We start from the raw sequence: 17,215 nt of genomic DNA, 5'->3' as shown, positions 1-17,215 counted from the left end.
ACCCCGCCATGCTTCGTCCCAGCCTTACCCTGCTGCGCCGCGCGTTTGCTCCCGCGCTTCTGGCCCTGGCGCTGACTCCGGTCGCCGTTGCCGTCGCCAAGGACCGCGAACCGCCCATCCGCATCGGCGAGATCAACAGCTACAAGGCTATCCCCGCCTTCCTGGGCCCTTACAAAAAGGGCTGGCAATTGGCGCTGGAACAGGTCAACGCCGAAGGCGGCGTGCTGGGCAGAAAGCTGGAAGTGATTTCGCGCGACGACAACGGCAATCCCGGCGATTCGGTGCGCGCGGCGCAAGAATTGCTGGCCCGCGAAAAGGTTGAACTGCTGTTTGGCGGGTTCCTGTCCAACACGGGCTTGGCGCTGACCGACTTCGCCAAGCAGCAACAAGTGTTCTTCCTGGCCGCCGAGCCTCTGACCGACAAGATCACCTGGCAGGAGGGCAATCGCTACACCTACCGCTTGCGGCCTTCCACCTGGATGCACGTCGCGGCGCTGGCCCCCAAGGCGCTGGCCTTGCGCAAGAAGCGCTGGGCCATCGTCTATCCCAATTATGAATACGGGCAGTCCGCCGTGGCCACGTTCAAGGCCATGATGAAGTCCTTCCAGTCCGACGTCGAATTCGTGGCCGAACAAGCCGTGCCGCTGGGCAAGGTGGATGCGGGCGCCGTGGTGCAAGCCTTGGCCGACGCCAAGCCCGATGCCATCTTCAACGTGCTGTTCGCCGCCGACCTGACCCGCTTTGTCCGCGAAGGCAATACGCGCGGCCTGTTCGAGAACCGCGCCGTCGTGTCCGTGCTGTCGGGCGAACCGGAATACCTGGAACCGCTGGGCGCCGATACGCCTTCGGGCTGGATCGTCACCGGCTACCCCTGGTATGCCATCGACACGCCGGCCAACAACACCTTCGTGGAAGCCTACAAGAAGCGCTATAACGAAACGCCCAAGGTCGGGTCCGTGGTTGGCTACGCATCGCTGATGTCGATTGCCAAGGGCCTACAGGCCGCCGGCGCGGTGGACACGGAAAAACTCGTCGACGCCTTTGCCGGCCTGAAGGTCGATACGCCTTACGGTCAGATCCAATACCGCAAGATTGACCATCAATCGACGATGGGTGTCTACGTGGGCGTGACCGCCGTGGAAGACGGCAAGGGCATCATGAAGGACTTCGCCTACATCGATGGCGCGCGCCTGCAACCGCCTGACGAGCAGGTGCGAAAGATGCGTCCGGCGCACTGATGAGCCTGTCGGGGCTGTTGTCGCAGCTGCTTAACGGCTTGGCGGATGCCAGCGCATTGTTCCTGGTGGCCGCCGGCCTGTCGCTGATCTTCGGCGTGACCCGCGTGGTGAATTTCGCGCATGGGTCGTTCTACATGCTGGGCATCTACCTGGCATGGACCTTCACCACGTATTTCGGCGACGGCGCCGGCTATTGGGCCGGCCTGCTGCTGGCCGCGCTGGCCACCGGCCTGATCGGCGCAGCGGCCGAATGGCTGGTGCTCAAGCGCTTGTACCAGGCGCCCGAACTATTCCAATTGCTGGCCACGTTCGCCCTCGTGCTCATCATCGGTGACGCCACGCTGGCGATCTGGGGTCCCGAAGACCTGTTCGCGGCGCGCGCCCCCGGCCTGTCCGGCGCGGTCCAGATCCTGGGCCGACGCTATCCACAATACGACCTGCTGCTGATCGCCGCCGGCCCCGTGGTGCTTGGCCTGTTATGGCTGCTGCTGATGCGCACACGCTGGGGCCGGCTGCTGCGCGCGGCGGCCGAAAACCGCAGCATGCTTGCCGCGCTGGGCGTAAACCAGGCCTGGCTGTTCACCTCCGCCTTCACGCTGGGGGCCTTCCTGGCCGGGTTGGGCGGCGCCCTGGCCGCGCCCCGGGTGCCCGCCACGCTGGGGCTGGATCTGGAGATCATCGCCAGCGCCTTCGTGGTGGTGGTGGTGGGCGGCCTAGGATCAATTCCTGGCGCCTTCCTGGCCGCCCTGCTGATCTGCTCCGTGAAAGCCGTGTTCGTCTTCCTGGGTCAGATCCAGATCGGCCCATGGGTGTTCAACCTGTCAAAGCTGACGCTGCTGGCCGAATTCGCCGTGATGGCCGTGGTGCTGGTGGTGCGCCCGTGGGGCCTGCTGGGCAAGCCGCCCGCCCCCGCCTCGCATGCCGGCCCGGCGGAGCGCCCCATTGCCCCCGCCGGCCGGAGCCTGCGCCTGGCCTATGTGCTGCTGCTTGTCCTGTTGGCACTGGTACCCATCGCCGCGTTGTACTGGCCGTATCTCAGCATTCTGATGACCGAGATCCTGATCGCCGCGTTGTTTGCCGCCAGCCTGCACTTCCTGACCGGACTGGCAGGCATGACCTCTTTCGGCCATGCCGCCTGGTTTGGGCTGGGCGCTTATGGCGCTGCGCTATTGCTGAAATTGGCCGCTGTGCCCATGGAAGCCGCGTTGCTGTTGGGCCCGTTCGCCGCCGCGTTCGGCGCGCTGCTGTTCGGCTGGTTCTGCGTGCGCCTGTCCGGCGTGTACCTGGCCATGCTGACGCTGGCCGTCGCACAAATCCTTTGGGCGCTTGCGTACCAATGGGACGACGTGACGGGCGGCAGCAACGGCCTGATCGGCTTATGGCCATCGTCCTGGCTGGCGCAAGGCCCCTGGTTCTATTACGTGACGCTCGCCTTGTGTGCGGCCGGCGTCGCCTGGCTGCGCCGCCTGGCGTTTTCGCCGCTGGGGTACGCGCTGCGCGGCGTGCGCGACGCTTCGTTGCGCGCCGAGGCCCTGGGCATGGAAACCCGGCGCGTGCAGTGGGCAGGCTTTGTCGCGGCGTCTTTCGCTGCCGGCCTGGCCGGGTCGCTCTACGCATTTTCCAAGGGCAGCATCGCCCCCGACGTCCTGGCCGTCAGCCGCTCGGTGGACGGGCTGGTTATGGTGCTGTTGGGCGGTCTACAGACACTGGCCGGCCCGCTTGTCGGCGCCGCCGCCTACACATGGCTGCAAGATGCGGCGGCGCGCAGCACCGAATACTGGCACGCCGTGCTGGGCCTGGCCATTCTGGCGCTGGTCATGGCGTTTCCGGAAGGTCTTGCCGGCGCTGCTGCGCGGCTCCGCGGGAGGCGCGCATGACCACCTCCCCCTCCTTGCTCCAGGTCGACGCGCTGCGCAAATCCTTCGGCGGCATCGACGCACTGGCAGGCGTGTCGTTCACGCTGGAAGCCGGCCAGATGCTGGCGTTGATCGGCCCGAATGGCGCTGGAAAGTCCACCTGCTTCAACGTACTGGGCGGTCAATTGCGGCCCGATTCCGGATCGGTGCGGCTGGATGGCCGCGAACTGGTGGGCCTGTCAGCCGGCAAGATCTGCCGGCTTGGCGTCGGGCGCACCTTCCAAACCGCCGCCACCTTCCGGTCGATGACCGTTCGCGAAAACGTACAAACGGCCCTGCTGTCCCGCGACCGCCTGCTGTTCAACCCCTGGCGCCGCGCCGCGGGCCACGCCATCGACGAGGCCATGGCCCTGCTATCGCAAGTGCAAATGGCGAACCAGGCCGACGCCGCCTGCGGCACGCTGGCCTATGGCGACGTCAAACGGGTCGAACTGGCAATGGCGCTGGCGCACCAGCCACGGCTGTTGCTCATGGACGAACCCACGGCAGGCATGGCCACCAATGAACGCCACGCGCTGATGCGCCTGACGCGCCAACTTGCCGACACGCAACGCATCGCCGTGCTGTTCACGGAACACAGCCTGGACGTGGTGTTCAAACATGCCGACCGCATCGCGGTGCTGGTGCGCGGCGCGTTGTTGGCGGAAGGTGCGCCTGCGGCAATCGCCGCGGATGCCCGGGTGCGCGCGGCCTACCTGGGCACCGAAGCGCCCTGAAGCCGCTGCGCCCGCAGCGCGATCAATGCTCGCTTTGCGGATTCTGCGGCTGGCATTCCCAGAAGATCCGGGCTTTGCATCCCGCGCAGACACTGGGGTCCAGCTTGGCGTAGATGGTGTGCAGCGCCGTGGTCTTGTCGGGGAAAACATGGTCCGCGCCCAAACGCTCCAGAAACCCCGTGCGGCGCCACATGTCCAGCACTTCTGGCCGCGGGCGATGGAAATACAGATCGCCACCCATCGCGCGCCGCGCGGCGAGCTCGTCTTCCCACACCTGCGCGCCGGCCAGATCGATGAAGTTCATGCTCTTGGCCATCACCAGCAAGTGGCGCGGCGCGTCCGGCGCCGATCGCAGCTCGTGCAGACGATGGGCCACGTGTGCCGCCGCGCCGAAATAGATCGAACCTTCCATGCGCAGCAACTTCAGTTGCGGACATTCCGGCAGCGCATCCTGCTGATGCTCCAGCACCACGAAGCGCCGATCCAAGCCCCGGGAATCAAAGCCCATCGTGCGCATCGCCGGCCGCGACGTGCGATGCAGATACGCCATCAGCGACAACACGGTGCCCAGCAGGATTGCCACTTCCATGCGGATCGTGACCGTGGCGGCCAACGTGGCGCCGGCAATGGCGCACTCGCCCGGCTGCATCCGGATCAACTGGCGCCAGCGGGGAATATCCAGCAAGGTCCACGCCACCAACAGCAGCAGGCCCGAGATCGCGGCGTTGGGGATCATCGCCAGCAACGGTGCCGACAAGGCCACCAGCACCACCAGCAGCACAGCCGAGAACACCGCGGCCAGCGGCGTCTTGGCGCCGGCTTCGTAATTGGGTATGGATCGGTTCAACGATCCGCAGGACAGATAGCAAGAGAAAAAGCCGCCCACGACGTTCGACAGCCCTTGCCCCATGAATTCCCGGTTGGCGTCGATGCGCTGTCCCGAGCGCGTGGCCACGGCCTTCGCGATGGAGATCGATTGCGCCAGCGCCACGATGGTCAGTGCGAACGCCAGGCTAAGCAGATCAGGCAGCGTGCGCCAGTCCACGCTGGGCACGTGGAATGGCGGCCAGGGCTGGGCGATGGCGCCCACCACCGATACCGGCGTGCCGCCCTGCGGCACGGCCCACGCATTGAACGCCGCCGCCGCCAATGACCCCGCCACCAGTCCCAGCAGCATATTGGGTTTGCGTTTATCCAGGCGGCGCACCAGCAATGCCACGCCCAGCGTGACCAGCGTCACCAGCACCGCCCCCTTGTGGATCTGGTCAAGATGCGCCCCCACACTGACCAGCAAGGCGCCCGCGCCATGCGATTCGGGTGACGGCAAGCCCAGCGCATCCTTCAAGGCGTGCACGGCGATCAGCAGCGCCGCGCCGCTGGTGAAGCCGAACAGGGCCGATGGAGAAATGAAATGAGCAAGCGACCCCAGGCGCAGCACACCCACCAGCCATTGCATGATGCCCACCAGCACCGTCACCGCAAGCGCCAACTGGATATAGCCTGGGCTGCCCGCGGCGGCCAAGGGGGTCAGCACCGCAAACAGCGCTAGAGAATTCGCATTGGTCGGGCCGGACATCACATGCCGGCTGGACCCGAACAGCGCCGCGACGATACAGGGGATGATGGCTGAATACAGCCCGTATTCGGCGGGCAGCCCCGCCAGAGTCGCAAACGCCACGCCTTGGGGCAGCACCAACAGCGCACCCAGCAGGCCCGCCGACAAATCGGCGCGCAGGGTCAACTTGTTGACATCCTCCACCCATGAGCCGAACATGCGGCCCGCCAGATCTCTTGCCCCCTGCGTCATGCTGTCTCATTCCCCTTTCTTGATTTTCTGGCCTGGCGGGTCCATCCGCGCCGAGCTAGGTCGACTAGCGTAATCGCTCGACCCGGCTGGCGCAACGCAGCATCGTCGGCTGACTAGAGACTGACCGTCGGCCGCCCCTCGATTCACTACTTGAGATAGCGGCGTTCCAGCTCTCGCATGCCGGCATCGCCCTGTAGCGCAATGATCTCTTTCACCGTCGGCAGGTCGGCATCCACCGCATGAATGCCGCCGTCACGCCGAATACGGGAAAACACATCGCGCATCGCGCCCACGGCCGCGCGGATGGCGTGATTGCCATAGATCACCAGGCCCACCTTGCCCAGCGCTTGAATATCCGATTCGCGCAGTTGCGGATAGGCCGTGGGCACCACCACCAGTGGCACACGGCCCCTCCAGGCGCCCACAAAAGACAGGATCTCGTCAGGCGTGCTTTGCTTGGAATGGATCAGGATCGCGTCGGCGCCCGCCGACGCATAGGCCGCGGCCCGGGCCAGCGCTTCTTGCTGACCCAGCCCGGCGATCAGCGCTTCAGTCCGGGCGATCACGCAGAAATCCGGATTCCGCCGTGCGGCGCAGGCCGCTTCGACCTTGCCCTGGAATTCCTCGACGCGCACCAGTTCCTGCCGGCCGTCCGCGCGCAAGCTGGTGTCTTTGGGAAAAGTCTTATCTTCCATCACCACGGCCGACACGCCGGCCGCTTCGTATTGCGGCACCATGTACGACACATTGACGGCGTTGCCGAATCCCGTGTCGATATCGGCGATGACCGGCACGTCCACGGCAGCCGCAATGGCCCGCATCATATCCAGATGCTGCGACGCGGAAAGGATGCTGGCGTCGGGCACGGCATAACTTGCCGACAATTCAAAGCCGCTGCCCCAGATCGCGTCGAAGCCGGCCTCGGCCGCCAGTCGCGCGGACATCGGGTTGTGGGCCGACATGGCATGCATCAAGACGGGGTCCTGCAATTTCTGGCGAAAAACGCGATGGCGGGTCATGGCGTTCAAGCAGTGATTCCAGCGCCCGATGCGCCGGCTAAGGGCATCGTAGCGCCAAATGCCGCCGCCTTGGCGGCAGGGATCAGCCCGCGTCGCCGCCGCGCCGCGACTTCATGGCCTGCCCAATTTCCCTCAGCACGTCGTCAGCAATAAGCCGCGCCGCCATCGGCAGCAACTCGTCTTCTTCACGCTGGATATGCGCCGCGTAAGCCTCGGTGAACGCCTGCACCTGCGCCAAGGGCAAGACGGTGGGACGCCCCGCTGCGATCTCGGACATGGCCTGCCGCAACGGCGCCCATAAGTCCGCCAGGCGCCGATGCTCGGCCATCAGCCCTTGCACCAGGGCGTGCAGGCAGCCCGCGTCGGACCCTGCCATGGATTCAATCAAGGCCGGGAAAAGATCTTCTTCCTCGTCCTCGTGATGGTGTATCGCGGCAGTTTCAAAATAGCGCGCCACGCTGGCGGCGGCGGTCTGTGCCGTCGCGTCGCTTCCGTGCTCGGGCAAATGCGCAGCCAGTCGCAGCAAGGTGGCGCACTGGCGGGCAATCCGGCCGTGACAGGCGGACAGCAGGGCCAGCGGATCATCTGCTGCCGGCGCTGGCGCCGGCCCTCCAGGAAAACTCACCGCCATCACACACCTCCTTGCCGCCGTCCGGACACCAGCCCGGAACGGCCACGATCAACCGGAATGACCCCGCCACCACAAGCGGACGGAATCCCAGGCGCGGCCCGCGAACCCGGCCTCGGCCACCGGCTCCAATGCCACCACCGGGAACTGCATCGACGGCTTGCCGTCCACCAGCACCCGCAACGCGCCCACGGTCTCCTGAGCGGCAATCGGCGCCACCAATGGCTCTCGCGGCGTCCACACGGGTTCTACCTTGGCGCCCGCAGGCACCGTCACATAGGCATCCCGCGAAAACCCCGCCTTGAGACTATCGCTTTCGCCCTTCCAGACTTCCGGCGTGGCAACGGACTGACCGCGCGCGTAGAGCTTGATGGTATTGAATCCCTGAAACCCCCACTCCAGCAACTGCCGGCTTTCCTGCGTGCGCAGTTTGTCGGAGGCCGTCCCCACCACGACGGTAATCAGGCGACGCTGATCAGCGCCATTGGGCCGGCGGGCCGTCGCCACAATGCAATAGCCGGCGGAATCGGTATGGCCCGTCTTCAATCCGTCCACGCTGGGATCCAGCCACAACAACCGATTCCGGTTGGGTTGCGTGATCTTGTTGAACGTGAACTGCTTGGCGGAATCGTAGGTCTTGTACAACTGCGGGTAATCGCGAATGAAGCGCGTGGCCAGAATGGACAAATCACTGACCGTGGAATAGGTGCCCGGGTCCGGCAGGCCATGCGGGCTGGCGAAATGCGTCGCGTGCAACCCCAGCTTCACCGCCGTGTCGTTCATCCGCGCCACAAAGGCCTCGACACTGCCCGACACCGCTTCGGCCAGCGCAATGGCGGCGTCATTGCCCGATTGGATCATCAGGCCGCGTAGCAGCTCATCCACCGTCACCTTGGAGCCGGGCTCCAGGAACATCTTGGAACTGCCCGCCGGCACTTTCCAGGCCCGCGTCGAGATTACGACCAACTGGCTGGGCGTCACTTCCTTCTTATTCAGCGCCTCGAACACAACGTAGGCGGTCATGATCTTGGTCAGTGACGCGGGTTCGATTCGGGTCGTGGCCGCGTGCGAAGCAATGACTTGCCCGCTGGTCTCGTCCAGCAACAGCCAGGCTTTGGCGGAAAGCGCCGGTTCAGGCATCGGCTGCGCCATCGCGCCAGACACGCAGGCTGCCGCAACGAGCAGGCCAGCCGCAAACTTCTTCATCAACAACATATAAGAGCTTCAATCCATGCTTGGGTTGTTCCCGCGCGAAAACGAGCGCCAATCAGCCTGACCCACAAGCCAACGCTCAACAATATCCCCGCGCGCCGCACGCAATTGGAACACGCTCGGCGAAGATGGTTCAGTGCTGGAATGTTCCGCAAAAATAGGCTTCGAATGTCACGATGTATTGCGAAAGCCCTTGCAGGAAGCGCTTTTCTGCGTTGAAAACAACAAACACTGGCTTAAAACCCGTTAGAAAGCCGCTAGAACCTCAAGTCTTCCGCTATCATCGGGCGCGTAGCGTCAAACGCCGATACCCGGCGCGCGCTGCTCCATGTCCTCAACTACGGATTTTGACCATGGCCACGAAAGCAAAAGCTCCTGCCAAGAAAGTCACCAAGCCCGCCGTCAAGGCGCCCGCAAAGAAGGCAACCGCCGCCAAAACCGCTGTGAAGCCCGCTGTGAAGCCCGCAGCAAAGAAGGTCGTCGCCGCCAAGAAGGTCGCTGCTGCACCCAAGGCCATCAAGGCTGCTCTGAACAAGACCCAACTGGTTGCTTACATCGTTGAGCAATCCGGCGTTGAAGCCAAGGCCGTCAAGGCCGTTCTGGCCAGCCTGGAAACCTCGGTGCTGGGTTCCGTGGACAAGAAGGGCGCTGGCGAATTCACGCTGCCCGGCCTGTTCAAGGTTGCTGTGCAAAAGGTTCCCGCCAAGGCCAAGCGCTTCGGCAAGGATCCGTTCACTGGCGTTGAGCGCTGGTTCCCCGCCAAGCCGGCTTCGGTCAAGGTGAAGGTTCGTCCGCTCAAGAAGCTGAAGGACGCCGCGCAGTAATTCGCGCGAGTATCCGGTCAAGCCGGAAGGGCCCGCCTCGAAAGAGGCGGGCCCTTCTTTTTTGCTGCGCACTTTGCGCGGCCTTCTGCGTCCTGTTAGAATTTATCTCAACGTAAAGAAACTTCATATCGAAATAAATTCGGATGCCCCATGAATGACCTCGTCGATCTGGTGATCTCGCAATGGAGCGCGGAATGTCCCAACCAGGACTTCGCGGCCATGACCGTCGTCACTCGCGTGTTCCGCATCAACGCCTTTGCCACCCGCAATGTGAACCGCAGCTTTCGCCGCTACAACCTGCACCAAGGCGAATTCGATGTCTTGGCCACGCTGTACCGCACGGGCGCCCCGCATGCGATGAATCCGCAAAAGTTGGTCGAAGCCCTGTTGCTGACCTCCGGCGCCATGACCAACCGCCTGGACCGCCTGGAACAGGCCGGCCTGCTGGTGCGCAATCCCAACCCGGAAGACCGGCGTGGCGTCATCGTGTCGCTGACCACGGAAGGGCTGCGCGTGATCAAGCTGGTATTGAAGGACTATTTGAAAGACCTGAACGAACTGCTGGATCCGCTGTCGGCGGCCGAGCGCAAGCAACTGGCCGGCCTGCTGAAAAAGCTGCTGCTCAAACACGACCAGGAAACCCCCGGCGGCATTGGTACCTGACGCCTCTTCCAGCAACGCCCCGCTTCCCTCGCTTTACCTCCCGCCTGCTATCCATGACCTCTGCTGCACCCCCCCACACCACACCGACGCTGACCGCGCCGGTCATCCTGCTGATGTCTGTCGCCACCGGCCTTGCCGTCGCCAGCAATTACTACGCCCAGCCCCTGCTGCACACGATCAGCCAACAGTTTTCACTGTCCAACGCGACGGCTGGCGCCATCGTCACCACCGCGCAGCTCAGTTACGCGGTGGGGCTGATGCTGCTGGTGCCGTTGGGAGACATGTTCGAGCGGCGCAGCCTGATCGTATTGATGACGCTGCTGTCGGCGGGTGGATTGCTGATTTCTTCCTTCGCCAGCAGCATCTCCATGCTGCTGGTGGGCACGGCGCTGACCGGCATGCTGTCCGTCGTGGCCCAGATTCTGGTGCCGTTTGCCGCCACGCTGGCAGCGCCGCACGAACGGGGCAAGGCGGTCGGCACCGTCATGAGCGGCCTGTTGCTGGGCATCCTGCTTGCCCGCACCGTCGCGGGCGCATTGGCCGACGTGGGCAGTTGGCGCACGGTGTACTGGGTGGCCGCCATCTTGATGCTGGGCATGTCCGGGGTCCTGTGGCGCGTGCTGCCCCGCTACCAGAGCCACTCGGACCTGAGCTATCCGCGCCTGCTGGGCTCGATCCTGCGCATGTTCGTCGAAGAACCGCTGTTCCGCGCCCGGTCGCTGCTGGGCGGGCTGCTGTTCGCCGCCTTCAGCATGCTGTGGACGCCACTGACCTTTCTGTTGGCCAGCCCCCCCTATGAATACAGCAACACCACCATCGGGCTGTTCGGCCTGGCGGGGGCCGCCGGCGCCTACGCCGCCAACCGGTTCGGTCGCCTGGCTGACCGCGGCCTGGGCAACCTGGCCACTCGCGTCGGCCTGCTGCTGTTGCTGGGATCCTGGGGCCTGATGGCCTTCGGCCAAGCCTCCGTGATTGCACTGTTATTAGGCATCCTGGTGCAGGATCTGGCCATTCAGGGTGTCCATGTCACCAATAGCAGTTCGCTCTACCGTCTGCGCCCCGAAGCCCGCAGTCGCCTGACCGCCGGTTACATGACGTGCTACTTCATCGGCGGCGCAACCGGTTCACTGGTATCGTCCTGGCTTTACGCCCATTTTGGCTGGCCCGGCGTGGTCACCGCGGGCGCTGTCCTGGGGGTGATCACCTTGGCATATGGCACCTTGTCGCCAAGTGCGCGCATCCCGGAAACGGCTCCGTCCCCTGTCCGCGCCTAGCACCTCCTATAATCAGGGGTTTTGACCGCCACCGCGTCAGGCCGCCCCCGCGTCCACGCGGCGGGGCGGCTCACCCTTTTTTGCCACCGTGCCCGAGCCCATGCAGGAACGTTACCTCCCCACTACCGTCGAAGCGGCCGCCCATCAAGACTGGCAAGCCCGCGACGTCTATCTGGTCCATGAACACGCGAAGAACGCCGACGGCTCCGAAAAGCCGAAGTTCTACGCCTGCTCGATGCTGCCCTACCCCAGCGGCAAGCTGCATATGGGCCACGTGCGCAACTACACCATCAATGACATGATGGCCCGCCAGTTGCGCATGCGTGGCTATAACGTCCTGATGCCCATGGGCTGGGACGCCTTCGGCATGCCGGCGGAAAACGCCGCCATCAAGTCCAAGGTGCCGCCGGCCAAGTGGACTTACGACAACATCGCTTATATGAAGAAGCAGATGAAGTCGATGGGCCTGGCGATCGACTGGACGCGCGAAATGTGCGCCTGCGATCCGCAGTATTACAAGTGGAACCAATGGCTGTTCCTGAAAATGCTGGAAAAGGGCGTGGCCTACCGCAAGACCCAGGTCGTGAACTGGGACCCGGTGGACCAGACCGTGCTGGCCAACGAGCAAGTCATCGACGGCCGTGGCTGGCGTTCGGGCGCGCTGGTTGAAAAGCGCGAGATCCCTGGCTACTACCTGCGCATCACCGACTACGCCGACGAATTGCTGGGCGCCGTCCAGAACGACCTGCCCGGCTGGCCCGAGCGCGTCCGCCTGATGCAGGAAAACTGGATCGGCAAGTCCGAGGGCCTGCGCTTCGCCTTCCCGCACAAGATCGCCGGCCAGGACGGCCAGTTGATCCAGGACGGCAAGCTGTACGTCTTCACCACCCGCGCCGACACCATCATGGGCGTGACGTTCTGCGCCGTGGCGCCGGAACACCCCCTGGCCACGCACGCGGCCCGCAGCAACCCGCAATTGTCCTCGTTCATCGAACAATGCAAGCTGGGCGGCACGACCGAGGCCGAGATGGCCACGCGCGAAAAAGAAGGCATGCCCACCGGCCTGTTCGTCACGCACCCGGTCACCGGCGCCGAGCTCGAGGTCTGGGTCGGTAACTACGTGCTGATGACCTACGGCGACGGCGCCGTCATGGGCGTCCCTGCCCACGACGAGCGCGATTTCGCCTTCGCCAAGAAATACAGCCTGCCCATCGTCCAGGTCGTCGACGTGGCCGGCAAGGAATATTCCACCGACGCTTGGCAGGAATGGTACGGCGACAAACAATCCGGCCGTACCATCAATTCCGGCAAGTACGACGGTCTTTCGCACAAGGAAGCCGTGGACGCCATCGCCGTCGATCTGGGCGCGCAAGGCTTGGGCGAAAAGCAGACCACGTGGCGCTTGCGCGACTGGGGCATCTCGCGTCAGCGCTATTGGGGCACCCCGATCCCCATCATCCACTGCGCGGATTGCGGCCCGGTTCCGGTCCCCGAGAAAGACCTGCCCGTCATCCTGCCCGACGATCTGATCCCCGACGGCAGCGGCAACCCGCTGGCCAAGAACGAAGCCTTCCTGTCCTGCGCCTGCCCCAGCTGCGGCAAGCCCGCGCGCCGCGAAACGGACACGATGGACACGTTCGTGGACTCGTCCTGGTACTTCATGCGCTACACCTCGCCTGGCAACGACACCGCCATGGTCGACACGCGCAATGACTACTGGATGCCGATGGACCAGTACATCGGCGGCATCGAGCACGCCGTGCTGCACTTGCTGTACGCCCGTTTCTGGACCAAGGTCATGCGCGACATGGGCCTGCTCAACTTTGACGAGCCCTTCACCAAGCTGCTGTGCCAGGGCATGGTGCTGAACCACATCTATTCGCGCAAGACGCCCCAGGGCGGCATCGAATACTTCTGGCCCGAAGATGTCGAAAACGTCTATGACGATCGCGGCGCCATCACCGGCGCCAAACTGAAGTCGGACGGCTCCGCCATCACCTATGGCGGCGTGGGCACGATGTCCAAGTCCAAGAACAACGGCGTCGATCCGCAATCGCTGATCGACACGCTGGGCGCCGACACGGCCCGCCTGTTCGTCATGTTCGCCAGCCCGCCCGAGCAGACCCTTGAATGGTCCGACTCCGGCGTCGAAGGCTCGAACCGCTTCCTGCGCCGTCTTTGGTCGATCAGCTACGCGCGCCGCGACGCCGTGGCGCGTGGCCTGGCCAACGGCGCCGACTGGTCGCAAGCCCAGGCTGCCGTCAAGGATCTGCGTCGCGAGGTCTACACGCTGCTCAAGCAAGCCGACTACGACTATCAGCGTATCCAGTACAACACCGTCGTGTCCGCCTGCATGAAGATGCTGAACGCCATCGATGATGCCAAGCTGTCCGAAGACGCCGCCTCCGACGCCGCCTATGCCGAGACCCTTGGCGTGCTGCTGCGCGTGCTGTATCCGGTCGTCCCGCACGTCACCTGGCACCTGTGGCAAGACCTCGGTTACGCCAAGGAATTGGGGGATCTGCTCGATGCCCCGTGGCCGCATGTCGATGAAGCCGCACTGATCGCGGACGAAATCGAACTCATGCTCCAGGTCAACGGCAAGTTGCGCGGCTCGATCCGCGTGGCCGCCACCGCTGCCCGCGAAGACATCGAGAAGCTTGCCGCCGAACAGGAAGAAGTCACCCGCTTCCTGGAAGGCCGCCCGCCCAAGCGCGTCATCGTAGTTCCGGGCAAACTGGTCAACGTCGTAGGCTGATGAGGTCAAGCATGTACTTCGCCGGGCAACAAACGCACTCCTCCCGCCAATCCTGGCTGCTGCGCGGCGCCTGCCTGGCGCTGTTCATGCTGCTCTCCGCATGCGGTTTCGCCTTGCGGGGCGTCACGCCGATGCCGTTCGATTCGCTGTATGTCGGCATCCCCGACAACACCCAGTTCGGTGCCGACGTGCGCCGCTCGCTGCGTGCGGCCTCGCCCAACACGAAGCTTGTGGACTCCCCCAAAGAGGCGCAGGCCATCCTTCAGCAGGTAGCCGACACGCGGACGCTGCGCGAGGTCTCGCTGAATGCCCAGGGCCGTGTCGAGGAATACGAACTCGGCATCAACTACACGTTCCGCCTGATCGACAACAAGGGACGCGCGCTGATCCCGGATACCACGCTGTCGATCTTCCGCGAAATGCCCTACGACGATCAGGTCGTGCAAGCCAAACAGGGCCAGATCGACACGCTGTACAAGGCCATGCAGCGTGACCTCGTGACCCGGGTGCTGCGCCGCATGACTGCGCCTGACGTTCGCCGCGCATTTGAGAATGCCGAAGAACGCGGTGAAAACGGCGAGATCCCGCTGTACGATCCGACGGCTCCGCAACCGCAGCGCACGCCCACGCCGTGGCAGACGCCGTCCACCACTGACCCGGCCATCCTCCGCTAGCCCATGGCACAGTCTATGGATGCGGATCGGCTGGCCGAACATCTACAGCGGCCGGGCAACCGGCTCGCCCCGATGTACACGGTCTCGGGCGACGAGCCCCTGCTGGTCACCGAAGCGGTGGACACGTTGCGCGCCTCGGGGCGCAACGCTGGCTATACCGAACGGCTGTCCATGGTGATGGATGCGCGCAGCGACTGGAGCGCCGTCACGGCCGCCACCCAGAGCGTGTCGCTGTTCGGCGACCGCCGCATCCTTGAAATCAAGATCCCCACCGGCAAGCCCGGGAAATCCGGCGCCGATACGCTGACCAAGTTGGCCGAGCAAGCCGAAAAGCAGGCCGATGCGGACACCCTGGTCCTGATCGCCCTGCCCCGGCTGGACAAGGCCACCCGCGAAAGCCGCTGGGTCCAGGCGCTTGCCCGTGGCGGCATGATGGTCGACATCCCCAATATCGAACGTGGCCGGCTGCCGGCCTGGGTCGGGATGCGGCTAGCCCGCCAGAACCAGCGCGCCGACTCCGCCACCCTGCAATGGATGGCGGACAAGGTCGAAGGCAACCTGCTGGCGGCGCACCAGGAAATCCAGAAGCTGGGCCTGCTCTATCCCGAAGGCCAGCTGGCGTCAGAAGACGTCGAGCGCGCCGTGCTGAACGTAGCCCGGTACGATGTTTTCGGCCTGCGCGATGCCATGCTTGCCGGTGACATTTCCCGCACCATCCGCATGATCGACGGTCTACGTGCCGAAGGCGAAGCGCTGCCGTTGGTACTGTGGGCAGTCGGCGAGGAAATCCGCCTGCTGGCGCGCGTCGCGGAAGCGCGCGCGCTGGGCCAGGACGTCAACGGCCTGATGCGCCGGCTGCGCATCTTCGGCGCCCACGAGCGCCTGGCGCTGCAAGCCCTCGGCCGGGTCCAGCCCGGCGTCTGGCCGGCCGCGGTGCAACATGCCCACGAAGTCGACCGCCTGATCAAGGGCCTGTCCGTCCCGGGGCGCTTGTCTGACCCCTGGGAAGAAATGACCCGGCTGGCACTGCGAGTCGCCGCCGCCGGCGGACGACCGTGAAGGCGGCATTGCCGCCGCCTTCGCCTCGCCCCCGCCCCCTACGCCCGGCCATCCGGCCGGATATACACTGAATCTTCAGACGGCGCCCGCGCCGCCCCTACTCCATGATCGACGCCGCCATGTCCTCGTCCTCCATCGAACACGCCATGCTGATCCTGGGCGAAAACGCCCGCCGTGCCTCGCGCGCCATGATGCGAGCCAATAGCGCCGCCAAAAACAAAGCGCTGCTGGCAATGGCCGACGCCCTGGCCGCCAGCCACGATGAACTGAAAGCCGCCAACGAAACAGATGTTGCCGCCGCTCGCGCGAACGGCCTTGAGCCGGCCTTGCTCGACCGCCTGACGCTGTCGGACAAGACGCTCGTTCACATGGCCGAAGGGCTGCGCCAGATTGCCGCGCTGCCCGACCCGATCGGCAGCATCACCGCCACCACCGTGCGCCCCAACGGCATGCGCGTGGCCCAGATGCGCGTGCCCCTGGGCGTGATCGGCATCATCTATGAGTCTCGCCCCAACGTCACCATCGACGCCGCCGCGCTGTGCCTGAAGTCCGGCAACGCCGCCATCCTGCGTGGCGGCAGCGAAGCGCTGCACTCCAACATCGCGCTGGGCCGCATCGTGCAGGCGGGCCTGGCTGCCGCCGGTCTGCCGCAAGACGCGGTGCAAGTCGTCGCCACGGCTGACCGCGCCGCGGTGGGCAAGCTCATCACCATGACCGAACATATCGACGTCATCGTGCCGCGCGGCGGCAAGGGCCTGATCGCCCGCCTGTCGCAAGAAGCGCGCGTGCCGCTCATCAAGCATCTGGACGGCAACTGCCACATCTATATCGACGCCGCAGCCGACCCGGACAAGGCCCACAGCATCGCCTTCAACGCCAAGACCTACCGCTACGGCATCTGCGGCGCCATGGAAACGCTGCTGGTCGATGCGGTGGCTGCCGTCTCCATCCTGCCGGCCCTGGCCGCCGCCTTCACCGAGCATGGTGTCGAGCTGCGCGGCTGCCCGCGCACAATGGCCTTGCTGCCACACATCACGCCAGCCACCGATGAAGACTGGGGCACGGAATACCTGGGCCCGATCCTGGCCGTGCGCATCGTCGACACGCTGGACGACGCCATCGAACACATCGCGCGCTGGGGGTCGGGCCACACTGACGCCATCGTCACCGAAGATCTGTCGGCCGCGCAGCGCTTCCAGCGCGAAGTCGATTCCAGTTCGGTGTACGTCAACCTTCCCACTTGCTTCGCGGATGGCTTTGAATACGGATTGGGCGCCGAGATCGGTATCTCCACGAACCGCCTGCATGCGCGCGGCCCCGTCGGACTGGAAGGATTGACCACGCTGAAATGGGTGCTGAACGGCGAAGGACAGGTCCGAGGCCAATAGGCTTCATGAGTATGGGTGTCCGGGGCGGCCTGCGCCCGG

Annotated in this window: 14 protein-coding genes; 10 read left to right on the top strand and 4 right to left on the bottom strand. The window is 64.9% G+C overall.

The genetic code is table 11. The features are described 5' to 3' along the window. Window positions 1–8: 8 nt before the first annotated feature. From HV753_RS06910 to HV753_RS06900, 3 genes are read left to right on the top strand one after another with little or no spacing between them, the layout of a single operon-like run. The gene (locus HV753_RS06910) at window positions 9–1,238 is read left to right on the top strand and encodes an ABC transporter substrate-binding protein (RefSeq protein WP_175173735.1); all 1,230 of its coding nucleotides are present in this window, start codon (window positions 9–11) and stop codon (window positions 1,236–1,238) included. After that, window positions 1,238–3,115, top strand: a complete 1,878-nt coding sequence (locus HV753_RS06905) for an ABC transporter permease (protein WP_175173734.1) — start codon at window positions 1,238–1,240, stop codon at window positions 3,113–3,115. Before HV753_RS06910 ends, HV753_RS06905 begins: the two co-directional genes overlap by 1 nt. Further along, a complete protein-coding gene (locus HV753_RS06900) occupies window positions 3,112–3,870 on the top strand; it encodes an ABC transporter ATP-binding protein (protein ID WP_175173733.1) in 759 nt (252 codons plus the stop codon). The genes HV753_RS06905 and HV753_RS06900 overlap by 4 nt, the downstream gene beginning before the upstream one ends. Before the next feature lie 22 nt (window positions 3,871–3,892). On the opposite strand, the gene HV753_RS06895 is transcribed toward HV753_RS06900, so the two are convergent. The 4 genes from HV753_RS06895 to HV753_RS06880 form a co-directional block, all read right to left on the bottom strand. Beyond that, window positions 3,893–5,644: a SulP family inorganic anion transporter gene (locus tag HV753_RS06895; protein WP_175174609.1), complete on the bottom strand. Its 1,752-nt coding sequence runs from the start codon at window positions 5,642–5,644 to the stop codon at window positions 3,893–3,895. A gap of 179 nt (window positions 5,645–5,823) precedes the next feature. Then, window positions 5,824–6,696 (bottom strand): phosphonopyruvate hydrolase, encoded by an 873-nt coding sequence (locus HV753_RS06890; RefSeq protein ID WP_175174608.1) that lies wholly within the window; start codon window positions 6,694–6,696, stop codon window positions 5,824–5,826. Window positions 6,697–6,778: 82 nt separating this feature from the next. Further along, complete coding sequence (locus HV753_RS06885) at window positions 6,779–7,327, bottom strand: hemerythrin domain-containing protein (RefSeq protein ID WP_175173732.1); 549 nt, start codon at window positions 7,325–7,327, stop codon at window positions 6,779–6,781. A gap of 48 nt (window positions 7,328–7,375) precedes the next feature. Then, window positions 7,376–8,530, bottom strand: a complete 1,155-nt coding sequence (locus tag HV753_RS06880) for a D-alanyl-D-alanine carboxypeptidase family protein (protein ID WP_425485881.1) — start codon at window positions 8,528–8,530, stop codon at window positions 7,376–7,378. Between the two features lie 359 nt (window positions 8,531–8,889). Here HV753_RS06880 and HV753_RS06875 point away from each other — a divergent pair, with 359 nt between their 5' ends. The 7 genes from HV753_RS06875 to HV753_RS06845 all read left to right on the top strand — a co-directional run bounded on the left by HV753_RS06875 (window position 8,890) and on the right by HV753_RS06845 (window position 17,176). Then, complete coding sequence (locus HV753_RS06875) at window positions 8,890–9,360, top strand: HU family DNA-binding protein (RefSeq protein WP_175173731.1); 471 nt, start codon at window positions 8,890–8,892, stop codon at window positions 9,358–9,360. Window positions 9,361–9,510: 150 nt separating this feature from the next. Continuing rightward, a complete protein-coding gene (locus tag HV753_RS06870; protein WP_175173730.1) occupies window positions 9,511–10,023 on the top strand; it encodes a MarR family winged helix-turn-helix transcriptional regulator in 513 nt (170 codons plus the stop codon). Between the two features lie 53 nt (window positions 10,024–10,076). Then, a complete protein-coding gene (locus tag HV753_RS06865; protein ID WP_175173729.1) occupies window positions 10,077–11,297 on the top strand; it encodes an MFS transporter in 1,221 nt (406 codons plus the stop codon). Window positions 11,298–11,397: 100 nt separating this feature from the next. After that, the gene (leuS, locus tag HV753_RS06860) at window positions 11,398–14,055 is read left to right on the top strand and encodes a leucine--tRNA ligase (RefSeq protein WP_175173728.1); all 2,658 of its coding nucleotides are present in this window, start codon (window positions 11,398–11,400) and stop codon (window positions 14,053–14,055) included. Window positions 14,056–14,066: 11 nt separating this feature from the next. Then, window positions 14,067–14,729, top strand: coding sequence for an LPS-assembly lipoprotein LptE (locus HV753_RS06855; protein ID WP_175173727.1), 663 nt, complete (start codon window positions 14,067–14,069; stop codon window positions 14,727–14,729). A 3-nt stretch (window positions 14,730–14,732) separates the two neighbouring features. After that, window positions 14,733–15,788 (top strand): DNA polymerase III subunit delta, encoded by a 1,056-nt coding sequence (gene holA / locus HV753_RS06850; RefSeq protein WP_175173726.1) that lies wholly within the window; start codon window positions 14,733–14,735, stop codon window positions 15,786–15,788. A gap of 104 nt (window positions 15,789–15,892) precedes the next feature. Then, window positions 15,893–17,176: a glutamate-5-semialdehyde dehydrogenase gene (locus tag HV753_RS06845; protein ID WP_175173725.1), complete on the top strand. Its 1,284-nt coding sequence runs from the start codon at window positions 15,893–15,895 to the stop codon at window positions 17,174–17,176. The last annotated feature ends 39 nt before the right edge of the window (window positions 17,177–17,215 follow it).

Origin of the sequence: Achromobacter pestifer, assembly GCF_902859625.1 — a bacterium.
In the GTDB taxonomy this organism is placed as follows: domain Bacteria; phylum Pseudomonadota; class Gammaproteobacteria; order Burkholderiales; family Burkholderiaceae_B; genus Achromobacter; species Achromobacter pestifer.
Note: the sequence above shows the minus strand (reverse complement) of the source record. Positions and strands in the feature narration are given on the sequence as shown.

Bases quoted from the DNA above. Each gene is read 5' to 3' on its own strand.
- HV753_RS06910 (WP_175173735.1), top strand. From the start codon at position 9: ATGCTTCGTCCCAGCCTTACCCTGCTGCGCCGCGCGTTTGCTCCCGCG.
- HV753_RS06905 (WP_175173734.1), top strand. From the start codon at position 1,238: ATGAGCCTGTCGGGGCTGTTGTCGCAGCTGCTTAACGGCTTGGCGGAT.
- HV753_RS06900 (WP_175173733.1), top strand. From the start codon at position 3,112: ATGACCACCTCCCCCTCCTTGCTCCAGGTCGACGCGCTGCGCAAATCC.
- HV753_RS06895 (WP_175174609.1), bottom strand. From the start codon at position 5,644: ATGTTCGGCTCATGGGTGGAGGATGTCAACAAGTTGACCCTGCGCGCC.
- HV753_RS06890 (WP_175174608.1), bottom strand. From the start codon at position 6,696: ATGACCCGCCATCGCGTTTTTCGCCAGAAATTGCAGGACCCCGTCTTG.
- HV753_RS06885 (WP_175173732.1), bottom strand. From the start codon at position 7,327: ATGGCGGTGAGTTTTCCTGGAGGGCCGGCGCCAGCGCCGGCAGCAGAT.
- HV753_RS06880 (WP_425485881.1), bottom strand. From the start codon at position 8,530: ATGAAGAAGTTTGCGGCTGGCCTGCTCGTTGCGGCAGCCTGCGTGTCT.
- HV753_RS06875 (WP_175173731.1), top strand. From the start codon at position 8,890: ATGGCCACGAAAGCAAAAGCTCCTGCCAAGAAAGTCACCAAGCCCGCC.
- HV753_RS06870 (WP_175173730.1), top strand. From the start codon at position 9,511: ATGAATGACCTCGTCGATCTGGTGATCTCGCAATGGAGCGCGGAATGT.
- HV753_RS06865 (WP_175173729.1), top strand. From the start codon at position 10,077: ATGACCTCTGCTGCACCCCCCCACACCACACCGACGCTGACCGCGCCG.
- leuS (WP_175173728.1), top strand. From the start codon at position 11,398: ATGCAGGAACGTTACCTCCCCACTACCGTCGAAGCGGCCGCCCATCAA.
- HV753_RS06855 (WP_175173727.1), top strand. From the start codon at position 14,067: ATGTACTTCGCCGGGCAACAAACGCACTCCTCCCGCCAATCCTGGCTG.
- holA (WP_175173726.1), top strand. From the start codon at position 14,733: ATGGCACAGTCTATGGATGCGGATCGGCTGGCCGAACATCTACAGCGG.
- HV753_RS06845 (WP_175173725.1), top strand. From the start codon at position 15,893: ATGATCGACGCCGCCATGTCCTCGTCCTCCATCGAACACGCCATGCTG.